The sequence below is a fragment of the Falsihalocynthiibacter sp. SS001 genome, from assembly GCF_042445055.1.
GTDB lineage: Bacteria > Pseudomonadota > Alphaproteobacteria > Rhodobacterales > Rhodobacteraceae > Falsihalocynthiibacter.
In genome coordinates this window covers 967,383-979,516 of record NZ_CP170339.1, presented here as the reverse complement: position 1 = coordinate 979,516, position 12,134 = coordinate 967,383, and the positions used below count along the sequence as shown (strand labels likewise).

At 54.7% G+C, this 12,134-nt stretch carries 9 protein-coding genes; 4 read left to right on the top strand and 5 right to left on the bottom strand.

The features are described from left to right. Position 1: 1 nt before the first annotated feature. Together ACFE33_RS04830 and ACFE33_RS04825 are read right to left on the bottom strand one after the other, a co-directional pair. On the bottom strand, positions 2-787 hold the full coding sequence (locus tag ACFE33_RS04830) for an inositol monophosphatase family protein (protein WP_380057655.1): 786 nt from the start codon (positions 785-787) through the stop codon (positions 2-4). Positions 788-859: 72 nt separating this feature from the next. Next, on the bottom strand, positions 860-1,768 hold the full coding sequence (locus ACFE33_RS04825) for a LysR family transcriptional regulator (RefSeq protein ID WP_380057652.1): 909 nt from the start codon (positions 1,766-1,768) through the stop codon (positions 860-862). 95 nt (positions 1,769-1,863) lie between these two features. On the opposite strand from ACFE33_RS04825, the gene metF reads away from it, so the two are divergent. After that, the gene (gene metF, locus ACFE33_RS04820) at positions 1,864-2,742 is read left to right on the top strand and encodes a methylenetetrahydrofolate reductase [NAD(P)H] (protein WP_380057649.1); all 879 of its coding nucleotides are present in this window, start codon (positions 1,864-1,866) and stop codon (positions 2,740-2,742) included. Here metF and ACFE33_RS04815 read toward each other — a convergent pair. Continuing rightward, the gene (locus ACFE33_RS04815; RefSeq protein ID WP_380057647.1) at positions 2,739-3,809 is read right to left on the bottom strand and encodes a DUF2235 domain-containing protein; all 1,071 of its coding nucleotides are present in this window, start codon (positions 3,807-3,809) and stop codon (positions 2,739-2,741) included. The two genes, metF and ACFE33_RS04815, sit on opposite strands and share 4 nt — an antisense overlap. Further along, positions 3,793-6,090: a xanthine dehydrogenase family protein molybdopterin-binding subunit gene (locus tag ACFE33_RS04810; protein WP_380057645.1), complete on the bottom strand. Its 2,298-nt coding sequence runs from the start codon at positions 6,088-6,090 to the stop codon at positions 3,793-3,795. Before ACFE33_RS04810 ends, ACFE33_RS04815 begins: the two co-directional genes overlap by 17 nt. A gap of 167 nt (positions 6,091-6,257) precedes the next feature. Between ACFE33_RS04810 and ACFE33_RS04805 the strand changes: the two genes are divergently transcribed. The 3 genes from ACFE33_RS04805 (at position 6,258) to ACFE33_RS04795 (ending at position 10,826) form a co-directional block, all read left to right on the top strand. Beyond that, entirely contained in the window at positions 6,258-6,692 is a 435-nt protein-coding gene (locus ACFE33_RS04805) for an Lrp/AsnC family transcriptional regulator (protein WP_380057642.1), read from the top strand. Positions 6,693-6,807: 115 nt separating this feature from the next. Further along, positions 6,808-9,669, top strand: coding sequence for a valine--tRNA ligase (locus tag ACFE33_RS04800; protein WP_380058656.1), 2,862 nt, complete (start codon positions 6,808-6,810; stop codon positions 9,667-9,669). 50 nt (positions 9,670-9,719) lie between these two features. Next, positions 9,720-10,826, top strand: coding sequence for a pyridoxal phosphate-dependent aminotransferase (locus ACFE33_RS04795; RefSeq protein WP_380057640.1), 1,107 nt, complete (start codon positions 9,720-9,722; stop codon positions 10,824-10,826). Here the strand turns inward: ACFE33_RS04795 and ACFE33_RS04790 are convergent. Continuing rightward, a complete protein-coding gene (locus ACFE33_RS04790) occupies positions 10,823-12,022 on the bottom strand; it encodes a pyridoxal-phosphate-dependent aminotransferase family protein (RefSeq protein WP_380057637.1) in 1,200 nt (399 codons plus the stop codon). The two genes, ACFE33_RS04795 and ACFE33_RS04790, sit on opposite strands and share 4 nt — an antisense overlap. Positions 12,023-12,134 lie beyond the last annotated feature (112 nt).

The following is a 12,134-nucleotide window of genomic DNA, read 5'->3' as shown; positions in this document are numbered from 1 at the left end:
CTTAGTTGCGAATGACCTTGGCGAAACGCTCAAACATCGGCTCGTTTGCACAGATAACGCCACCGCTCTCGATGATGTTCGTACCTTCGACCAATGGCTCGACCAGCGCACCTGCTTCGCGCACAAGTACAAGACCCGCGGCAACATCCCAAGGTTTCAGACGACGCTCCCAAAAGCCATCGTAACGGCCAGCGGCAACATATGCCAAATCAAGCGAAGCAGCGCCCCAACGACGAACACCCGCACATGCAGGCAGAATGCGCGCAAGATCCTGAAGCGTATCAGGCAAATCAGCACGGCCAGCAAAAGGTAGGCCCGTTGCGTAAATCGTTTCGATCATATGCGTACGACCAGACGCACGAATACGCCCTTCGTTCATCCAAGCGCCCTGACCCTTTTCGGCAAAGAATGTCTCGTCTTTGGATGGGTCGTAAACAACACCGGCAACGATCTCGCCTTTATGTTCAAGCGCGACAGAAACAGCCCAGTGCGGCAAGCCGTGAAGGAAGTTTGTTGTGCCGTCCAGCGGATCAACAATCCAACGGCGTGTCGGATCGGAACCGGGAATCTCTGCGCTTTCCTCGGCCAGCCAGCCATAGGTTGGGCGCGCTTCCATCAAATCCTCTTTCAGGATCGCTTCCGCAGCAATATCCGCCTTAGAAACAAAATCACCCGCGCCTTTTACTGAAACCTGAAGGTTTTCAACTTCGCGGAAGTCTTTCGCAAGACTGCGGCCGGCCCTACGGGCGGCTTTGACCATGATATTAAGATTCGCACTGCCGATCATTGGAGCTACTCCTTTGTAAGTTCGCGCATATACGCGGCAGCCGCAGCTTTGCCAAGTCCAAAGTCCTGACAGCTATAGGCCGCGCTGCATTTTCACGGGTTCGGTGCGGGCCAGTCTGATCAAATTCGACATAAACGGTTTTGAAACATCTTCGCTTCGCACCGCTGCATAGAGCCGCTTGCTTGCGCCGTTTTTGCCCAACGGACGAGTGACGTAATCGGAGTTATAGCGGACCTCGCGCACGACCCAATCAGGCAAGACCGCGACACCCCGATTAGATGCAACTAACAACAAAATGACGGCCGTGAGCTCAACTTGGCGCAGGGCAGCGGGCTCAACTTTGGCTGGTGTAAGCAGCTCGGTGAACACATCAAGGCGCGTGCGGTCGACGGGATATGTAATCAGTGTCTCTCCGCGAAAATCCTCGGCCTCTACATATTCCTTCTGTGCAAGCGGGTGGTTCGCCGCTGCAACAAAAACCGGCTCGTAATCGAAAAGCGGCGAAAATTCAATGCCTTCCAAATCCTCAGGATCCGAAGACACCACCAAATCGACCTCTTCTTTCTGGAGTGCAGGTAGGGCGTCAAATGCCAGTCCCGGCCGGATATCGACATCGACATCCGGCCAAGCCTTGCGAAATTCCTCAAGCACAGGAAAGAGCCACTCAAAACATGCGTGACACTCAATCGCGATATGAAGCCGCCCTGACTTTCCCGAAATCAGCCCCGCAAAATCCGCCTCAAGTGCTGCGACCTCTGGCAAGATTTTCTCGGCCAAACGCAGGAGTTTCAGCCCCGCTGGCGAAAGCTTCATTGGCTTGGTTCGGCGGATGAAAAGCTCCACCCCCGCCTGATCCTCCAATCCCTTCACTTGATGTGAAAGGGCAGACTGTGTGATATTGAGCATATCAGCTGCCCGCGCGAGTCCACCTGCTTCGTGGATCGCCTTGATAGTCCGAAGATGCCTGAACTCTAGATGCATTATGCACGAGCCTCATGTTGATCTTGAAAATTATGAATTTGTCTCACAAAGCCGCATATGTGACAAGTGCTCAAACCTAAAAGGATCGATTCGCCATGACCGCCACAGCACAGACACCTCGTATTTCGTTCGAGTTCTTCCCTCCTCAATCGTTGGAAGCTTCCTTCCGGCTTTGGGATACTGTCCGTGCGCTTGCTCCGTTGGCGCCGAGCTTTTCGTCTGTGACCTACGGCGCTGGTGGAACCACACGTGACCTGACACATGAAGCAGTTGCGACGATCCATAAGAATTACGGCCTGAATGTTGCCGCGCACCTGACTTGTGTGGACGCAACCCGCGAAGAGACCCTCAAAATTGCGAACGCATATGCCGACGTTGGCGTCACGGAAATCGTGGCCCTTCGCGGAGATGCGCCCAAAGGCGCGGATAAATTCACACCTCATCCAGAGGGCTTTGCCGATGCTTGCGAGTTGATCGAGGCTCTGGCGGACACTGGCAAATTCAAGCTCCGTGTGGGCGCCTATCCAGAACCACATCCTGAATCACCATCGACCCAAGCTGATGTTGATTGGCTAAAACGCAAAATCGACGCGGGCGCGCACTCAGCAATCACCCAGTTCTTTTTCGAGGCCGAGACATTCTTCCGCTTCCGTGATGCGTGTGAGAAAGCTGGCATTGATGCGCCAATCATTCCGGGCATCCTTCCGATCCAAAGCTGGAAAGGCGCGCAGCGTTTTGCTGCACAATGCGGAACCTCTGTTCCTGCTTGGGTGATCGAAGCGTTTGAAAAAGCCGAGCGGGACGATCGTACTGACCTGCTTTCAACAAGTCTTTGCACCGAGCTGTGCTCCGACCTTCTGGAGGGCGGTGTCGAAGACCTGCATTTCTATACGCTCAACCGTCCTGAGCGTACCCGCGACGTATGTCATGCGCTTGGCATCGCTCCTTCGGCAAGCCTTGAAAACGTGGCCTAAACGCCGTTTTCATGGAGCCGCTTGAGCGGAATTTGCGCCGGATGATTGGCGGGAACCGATGAGTGAATACGCTCTGATCGGTCCCGCCCGATAATTCTCTTTTCGCGCGACATAAAGAGTTTACCCCAACTACGGTTACGGCCCACCGACGGCGCATTCGGATCGCAAGGGAATTGGCTGCGCCATCCTTCGGGCAATGCAAGGTTTAGCGCCTCGGCCTTTTCGACCATCCAGACAAATGGAATATTCGATAGCGGCCGCGCCTCAAGAAATCCGCCCAGCTGTCCCCCGACATCGCCGTGACTGCCGCGGAACCACATTTGCTGAACGTGACCATCCCACCCCTTAGGGCTGCTCCACATCACAGGCGCGAAGGCTTGGCGCGTTTCATCAAGCGCAAGTGCGTGATAACCGTGCTTGGCAGAATGGCCCAAATTATGGTTGTGAAAGGCATAGCGGTGATCCGTTAGCCGCCAGAAAACAGGGAGCCGATTGCCCAGCGCCTTGACCGTATCCCAAACGCCAACCATTTCGATATCAACCGATGGATAACAATACGCGGCCTGAAACGCCTGAATTGCCTCGGTATCTGGTGGCCCTTGATATAAACGATACGCAAGCCTGATATTGCGGACGGTCGCGTGTTTAGCCTTGAGGAGCCCGACTTGGTCAATCATTCCAGCGAGTGATCGAACCGCAAAAGCGCCGCGAGAATACCCGAATAGGAAAATCCGGTCATCCGGATGGTACCGACTGGCTAACACGCCATAAGTACGACGGATCTGCTTGTTAATCCCCCGCCCCTCTAGCACATCCAACGAACTTCGCCATGTCGGCCATTGCGCGCCGGACTCGTACCGTAAATGCGGCCGTTCCTTAAGCGGCAGTTGACTAAGCAACTTATAAAGTAGGCCCGCGTTACTCTCGTGCCCATCTTCGAGCGACGAAAGTGTTCCATCCAGAATGATGACATGATCCTGAATACCGCGATGCGGTGTCTTGGGGGATTGCTCGACCTTTCGTCCAAGGCCGAGCCACCTTTTGAAAAGACTACGAAGCGGCTTCATTTGTCTCCTGAAGTAAGTTCCAGACCCGACTTGGAGTGAATGGCGCATCGGCATTCCGCACGCCTTTTTCCCACAATGCATCCAGAACCGCATTTGCAACCGACGCCATGCTACCTACCGTACCGGCCTCTCCACAACCTTTCATGCCCATGGGATTAGCGGTTGAAGGCGTGGACTCTGTTGTAAAATCAACGAACGGCATATCGTCCGCGCGCGGCATGCCATAATCCATATAGCTCGCACTCAATAGCTGCGCATCCTCGTCGTAAACGACATGCTCGGTCAGAACCTGTCCAAGCCCCTGTGCAACGCCGCCATGGACCTGCCCCGCAACAAGCATTGGATTGATCAGATTGCCAAAATCATCGGTCACAGTATAGCGCACCACATCTACTTTTCCGGTATCTGGGTCGATCTCTACCTCTGCGACATGGGCGCCGTTTGGATAAGAACGGCCTGGTATTTCCGCGCGTGCCTCAAATGAGAGCAGATCCTTGCGACCATCTTGGCGTGCCATCTCTGCAACTTCAAGCATTGTGGGGGCAAGGTTGGACCCCTCAATTCTAAAGCTGATATCGTCAAAGGAGATTTGCGAAGCCTCGACCTCAAGCTTGTCGGCAAGGTAAGGCGTGAACTGCTCAATCATCTTGGCCACCGTCGCCAGCGTCACGTTTGCCTGAACGGTAACCGAGCGCGAACCACCTGTTCCGCCACCTTTAGCAATCCGATCACTATCGCCCTGAACAACCTCGATGCATTCGGCGGGGATACCCGTTTGATCGGCAAGGAACTGTGCATAAACCGTTTCGTGCCCTTGCCCGTTGCTTTGCGTGCCGACGTAAATCTTGGCGGTTCCATCGTCGCAGAACTCAACTTTCGCGCCTTCTGCGGGATCGCCCAGGATACTCTCAATATAGAAGCTCAGGCCGATACCGCGTAGCTTACCGTTTGACGCGCTTTCCGCTTTGCGCGCAGCGTATCCTTGCACGTCGCCTTCTTGCTCCACACGATCAAGGACACGATGAAAGTCCCCGACATCGTAAAGTTCGCCCGTAGCAGAGGTGTAAGGGAACGCGTCCTTGGGAATGAAGTTCTTGCGGCGCAACTCCCATGGGTCCACACCCAATTCACGTGCGGCGTGGTCCATTGTACGCTCAAGCGCAAAGATGGCCTCTGGTCGGCCCGCTCCGCGATAGGCATCGACCTGAGTGGTGTTGGTATAAATCCCCTTCACCGCATGGAATGTTGTCTTGCAATCGTAGGTTCCCATCAGAACCTTAGCGAAGAGTTCTGACTGAATGGGCTGGCCGAATTGCGAGTTGTAAGCCCCCAGATTGCTAAGCGTATTCACGCGATAGGCCTGAATCTTGTGATCGGCATCAAAAGCAAGCTCGCAAGTTGAAATAAGATCGCGCCCCGCGTTGTCCGACAAAATACTTTCGGAGCGGTCCCCGAACCAACGGACAGGCTTGCCTATCGTTTTTGCTGCTGCGGCGACCAGAAAATTCTCTGGATGCGCCATCGCTTTCATACCAAAACCGCCACCGACATCAGGGTGAGTTACGCGAACATCATCTGCTTGCATGTCGAAAGCGCGTGCGATCTGTTCCTTTTGCTCCCAAACCCCTTGGCCTGAAATCGCGACATGCAAGCGTGTGCCATCCCATTCCGCGAAACATCCTCGCGGTTCCATTGAGTTGGCGATGACGCGGTTGTCTACGACATCCAGAGATACATGAAATGCGGCACTCTCAAATGCAGCCTGCGTTGCGGCTTCGTCACCCATACTCCAGTCATATGCAACATTATCGGGGGCTTCATCGTGAATTTGTGGACCACCAGGAACCGCAAGCGGAGAAGCAGGCAATTCGTCGTAATCGAACTCGATAAGCTCTGAGGCATCGCGCGCTTGTGCCAAAGTATCTGCTACAATGAACGCGACGGCTTCGCCCACAAAGCGGACACGTCCCTTGGCCAATATCGGGCGCAATGGCTTGGCACCGCGCGTTCCGTCACGATTATCGACAGTAGCGCCCTTCATCCCGATATTCATGCCCATCGCCTCAAGTTCATCGACCGTCAGAACGGCATGAACCCCGTCAGCCTCCCGCGCATCATCGACATTCAGCGTCAGGATTTCGGCGTGAGCGAGAGGCGAGCGAAACACATATCCAAACAGCGCGCCTTCTGGTGCAATATCATCAATGTAGTTTCCCTGACCGGTCAGAAAACGTACGTCCTCGGTCCGCCGAACGGACTGACTCTTGCCAAATTTTTCCATAATGCCTCCACGTGTTGCCCGCATCTTTAGCGCCCAAAGCCGAAGTGTCCAGTCCAAGGCGCAAAAACTCTAAGTCCAAGCACCGCCAGCTGAATGGTTTCCTGTTTTCTCTTGCGTTGAGCAATCCGACCAGCCAAACAATCATATCAACGATACAAGGCGGCAATATGACAGACTCTCTGGACAAGGCCATACTAGCGCAACTTACGCAAGATGCGCGCATATCGGTGGCGGTTCTCGCGCGCAAATTGGATGTGGCGCGGTCCACTATTCAGGCACGTATCGCGCGACTAGAAGAGAACGGCACCATCGCTGGATACACCCTGCGGGTCGGGAATGCGGCAAGAGAGGCACGCATTACAACGACGGTCCTCCTAACGATCGAGCCGCACGCCCACCCCACGGTTTTGGCGGGGCTACGGACGATCCCAGAGGTCGAGTATGTCTCAACCACAAGCGGGCGGTTTGACCTCTTGCTTAAAATCGTCGCGCCCACCCCGCCCGCACTCAATGATGTCCTCGACCTTATCGGCGAAATAAGCGGTGTGAAAAGTAGCGAGAGTCTGATCCATCTCGCAACAAAACTTGATCGAACAACCTAAATTAGCCTACGCCCCCTTCCCCTCGGGGCATGCATTCGGTAATGCAGTTGGGACCGATTTTGACGCGCCACTATTGACGCAATTCAAAATGCACAGAACAGATCGAGGGCCCGAAATGGCGATGGATAAGACATTCGACGCGCGTGAAGCAGAAGCACGCATTTACGCAAAATGGGAAGAAGAAGGCGCGTTCAAAGCAGGTGCGAATGCATCGCGCGATGAAACATTCTCCATAATGATCCCGCCGCCGAATGTTACGGGGAACCTACACGTTGGGCACGCATTCAACAACACGCTTCAGGATATCCTGACGCGTCAGAAACGGATGCAGGGATACGACACGCTCTGGCAACCCGGCACCGACCACGCAGGGATCGCGACGCAAATGATCGTGGAGCGCAAACTGGCCGCCGATCAACAGCCATCGCGTACAGAGCTTGGTCGCGAAAAATTCCTTGAGAAAGTCTGGGAGTGGAAAACGCAATCGGGCGGCAACATCAAAAACCAGCTCAAGCGCCTTGGCTCTAGCTGTGACTGGTCACGCGAAGCGTTCACCATGGATCCGAACTTCCATGATGCGGTGCTGAAAACCTTCGTTGATATGTACAACAAAGGCCTGATTTATCGCGGCAAGCGTCTAGTTAACTGGGACCCACATTTCGAAACAGCGATTTCCGATCTTGAGGTCGAGAATATCGAAGTTGACGGACATATGTGGCACTTCAAATATCCGCTCGCAAATGGCCAGACCTACGAATACGTTGAAAAAGACGAAGATGGCAACGTAACCCTGCGCGAAACGCGGGACTATATTTCCATCGCGACGACGCGCCCTGAAACCATGCTAGGCGATGGCGCGGTTGCTGTTCACCCAGATGATGAACGCTATGCGCCCATCGTTGGTATGCTTTGCGAAATTCCGATCGGCCCGAAAGAGAGCCGCCGCCTGATTCCGATCATCACGGACGAATACCCTGAGATGGATTTTGGTTCTGGTGCTGTGAAAATCACCGGTGCACATGATTTCAACGACTATCAGGTCGCCAAACGTGGCGGCATTCCGATGTACAACCTGATGGACACCAAAGCGGCGATGCGCAGCGACGGACGCCCCTATGCCGAAGAAGCCGCAACCGCACAACGCATTGCGAACGGCGAAGAGACTTTTGACGAAGCCAAAATCGCTGCGATGAACCTCGTGCCCGAGGCTTATCGGGGCATGGACCGTTTCGAAGCCCGCAAAGCGGTGATTGCAGACATCACCGCCGAAGGTCTCGCTGTTATGGTCGAAGGACAGCCCAACACCGACGGCGATGTTTGCATGGCGCCAGAGCTGATCCCATATGTCGAAAACAAGAAAATCATGCAGCCGTTTGGCGACCGCTCCAAGGTTGTGATTGAGCCATTGCTGACTGACCAATGGTTTGTGGACACCTCCAAGATCGTTGACCCAGCCCTTAACGCTGTGCGTGAAGGTCGCGTGAAGATCATGCCAGAAAGTGGTGAGAAGGTCTTTTATCATTGGCTTGAGAACATCGAGCCATGGTGCATTTCCCGCCAACTTTGGTGGGGACATCAGGTACCAGTTTGGTATGATGACGAGGGCAATTTCTATTGTGCCGCAACAGAAGAAGAAGCGCAGGCGCAAGCTGGTGATAAGGTACTCGCGCGCGATCCAGACGTGTTGGATACGTGGTTCTCGTCTGGGCTTTGGCCCATGGGCACGCTTGGCTGGCCCGAGCAGACGCCTGAACTAGAGAAATACTATCCATCAGATGTGTTGATCACCGGGCAGGATATTCTGTTCTTCTGGGTGGCGCGGATGATGATGATGTCTCAAGCCGTCGAAGGCAAAGACCCGTTCCATACGGTTTATCTCCACCAACTCGTGCGCGACGAGAAGGGCGAGAAAATGTCCAAGACGCGCGGCAACGTCATTGACCCACTGGAAATTGTGGACGTCTATGGTGCGGATGCGTTGCGCTTTACGATGGCGCAAATGGCCGCGATGGGCGGTGTTCTCAAACTCTCCGAGGACCGCATCAAAGGTTATCGCAACTTTGGTACCAAACTCTGGAACGCTGCGCGCTTTGCCGAGATGAACGAATGTGTTCCCAAGACGGACTTTGATCCGACATCTGTAAAGCAAACCGCCAACAAGTGGATCATCGGAGAAGCCGCCAAGGCACGCATCGACGTGGACGCAGCACTCGAAGCCTACCGTTTCAATGATGCTGCCAACACTCTCTATGCTTTCACTTGGGGCAAAGTGTGTGACTGGTACGTTGAATTTGCCAAGCCTCTCTTCTACTCCGAGGATGACGCAATTATCGCGGAAACGCGCGCGACAATGGCATGGGTTATCGACCAGTGCCTGATCCTACTGCATCCGATTATGCCATTCATCACTGAGGAACTTTGGTCCTCAATCTCCGAACGCCCCAAGATGCTGATCCACACAGATTGGCCGACATACGGCGAAGACTTGATGAACCAAGACGCCGACTCCGAGATGAACTGGGTCATTGGGCTGATCGAAGCGATCCGATCTATCCGTGCCGAAATGCGCGTTCCTGCGGGGGCGAAACTGCCGATGTTGCAGCTTCAGTTGGATGATAAGGCGCAAAACGCACTGGCACGTAACGAAGCGCTGGTATGCAAGCTCGCACGTATCGAGAGCATCGAGCCGGTTGCTGATCTGCCCAAAGGGTGCGTCACGATTGCGGTACAGGGTGGTACGTTCGCGCTTCCTATTGCCGACATCATCGACCTTGATGCCGAGAAAGCGCGCCTTGAAAAAGCACAAGAGAAGCAACGCAAAGAGTACGGTGGCCTTAAGGGGCGTCTTGGCAATCCCAAGTTTGTTGCATCTGCGCCAGAAGAAGTTGTTGCCGAGAGCCGCGCGCGCCTCGCAGAGCTTGAAGCCGAAGCCGACAAGTTGGAGGCTGCACTTAAGCGACTCGCTGATCTTGCTTAAACTGGCAGGGGCCGTTCCGACGGTCCCGCTACAACGATAGAGGACGTTCAATGAAAGCTCCGCAAACAACCCGCCTCGCCCAATCCCTTCCTGCATCAGTCCCATTTGTCGGGCCAGAAACTCAGGAACGGGCGCGCGGCAAGAAATTTGCGGCGCGTTTAGGAGCGAACGAGAGCGTCTTTGGTCCTTCGCCACGAGCCATCCACGCGATGGAAAAAGCGGCGAGCGAAGTTTGGATGTATGGCGATGCACAGAGCCATGACCTCCGCCATGCGCTCGCCGACAAGCACGGAGTTGCGCCTGACAACATCCTTGTTGGTGAGGGGATCGACGGCCTTCTCGGCTATGCGGTGCGATTGTTTGTTGAGCAAGATGATATCGTTGTGACCTCTGCGGGGGCTTATCCCACGCTGAATTATCACGTCGCAGGATTTGGTGGGAAAATCGAAGCGGTGCCGTATATGGGCGACCACGAAGACCCCAAGGCCTTAGCCGCCAAAGCCCACGAAGTCGGGGCCAAGATCGTCTATATCGCCAATCCCGACAACCCGATGGGCACGTGGCACTATGACGAGATGATCATAGAGATGATTGAGGCGCTTCCTGAGGGCTGCCTTCTTATTCTCGACGAAGCCTACATTGAATTTGCGCCGCACGGAACTGCGCCGGCCATTGACGTAACTAACCTGCAAGTCATCAGAATGCGCACCTTTTCAAAGGCCTACGGTATGGCGGGCGCGCGTATCGGGTATGCAATCGGTCATGCAGATATCATCGAGAACTTCCACAAAATCCGAAACCACTTTGGCCTGTCACGTATCTCGCAAGACGGAGCCCTCGCCGCCCTCAAGGACGAGGAATACCTGCGCGAGACACTCGATAACGTGAGTACTGCGCGCGAGACAATTTACGAAATAGCGCGTGCGAATGGGCTTGAGGCCATTCCGTCTGCTACGAATTTCGTCACCATCGATTGTGGTCAGGACGGCGATTTTGCGCGTCGGGTGTTGGCCGAATTGCTTGCGCGCGACATCTTTGTGCGGATGCCCTTCGTTGCGCCACAGGATCGCTGTATTCGCATTTCAACTGCGCCGCAGGACGACGTTGCGCTGTTTGCGAAGGCCCTCCCGCTTGCGCTTAAGGCTGCGCGCACTTAGGCCTGAGCGATCACGCGCGTTGCGGCATCTAGAGCACCATCGCCGTGCGGAATATCAAGCGCCTTTAGTCCGGCATCAATACATGCCAGCGTTCCCAGAACCATATGCGCGTTCACGTGGCCCATGTGTCCGATACGGAAATATCCGTGCCATTCTGGTGTACCACCTGCGGCCATTCCTAGCCCGATGCCCAACGTAACACCCAAGTTTTCACTCAGGTAATCCCGCAACGCCGTTCCCAATGGGGCTTCGATTTTCACGGACGTGACCGCATGGCTACGAAGAGCGGGGTCCTTTACGTTCATCTCAATCGAGCTACCGACTCCCCAAGCATCCAACGCGGCCCAAATGGCTTTGGCCAGAGTCGCATGACGGCGATAAACATTCGCGAGACCTTCCTCGTGAACCAGCATATTCAGCGCTTCGCGCAGGGCAAAAAGGTGATGCGTTGGTGCCGTACCGCCGAAATACTCATAGTACTCTTGGGGGTTACCGCGTGGCGTCCAATCCCAATACTTCGACACGACATCGACTTTGGCGCGCGCCTCTTCTGCTTTGGGATTATAGAATACAAATCCAATCCCCGGCGGAGTCATCAGCCCCTTTTGGCTGGCGGAGATCATTACATCAACACCCCAAGCGTCCATCTGAAACTCGTCACAACCAAGCGAGGCGATACAGTCGACCATCAACAAAGCGGGGTGGCCCGTAGCATCGATAGCCTCTCTTAGCGCTTTGATATCATTGCGGAACGACGTCGATGTATCGACATGAACGGTCGTGATCGCTTTGATTTCATGCGCTGTATCAGCGATGAGTGCTGCCTTCACACGATCGAGGTCGAGCGTCGAATGAAGCCCGAAATCAAGCACTTCGGTTTGGATGCCCACAGCAGCGGCCATCTCGCCCCAACCAATCCCAAAGCGCCCCGTCGCCAACACCAGAACCTTGTCGCCGCGTGAAAGCGTGTTCGAAAGAGCAGCCTCCCAAATACCGTGACCATTTGCGATGTAGATCGCCGCGCGGTGTTTTGTCCCCGCCACGGTCTTGAGGTCCGGAATCAAGCTCGCCGTCAGATCAATCAATGGGCCAGTATAGATGTTCGGAGCTGCCTGCTGCATGGCCTGAAGCACACGGTCAGGCATGACCGAAGGACCAGGGATAGCAAGGTAGCGGCGGCCATTGGCGAGGCTCATAGTCAACTCCGTTGAGAAATTCGTTCCCAATTCGATTACGCGCGAAATTGAGGGGCGTCAATCGCTCCGACCGTCACTTGCAACACTGGGATTTCATCGTTAGGTATTTAGC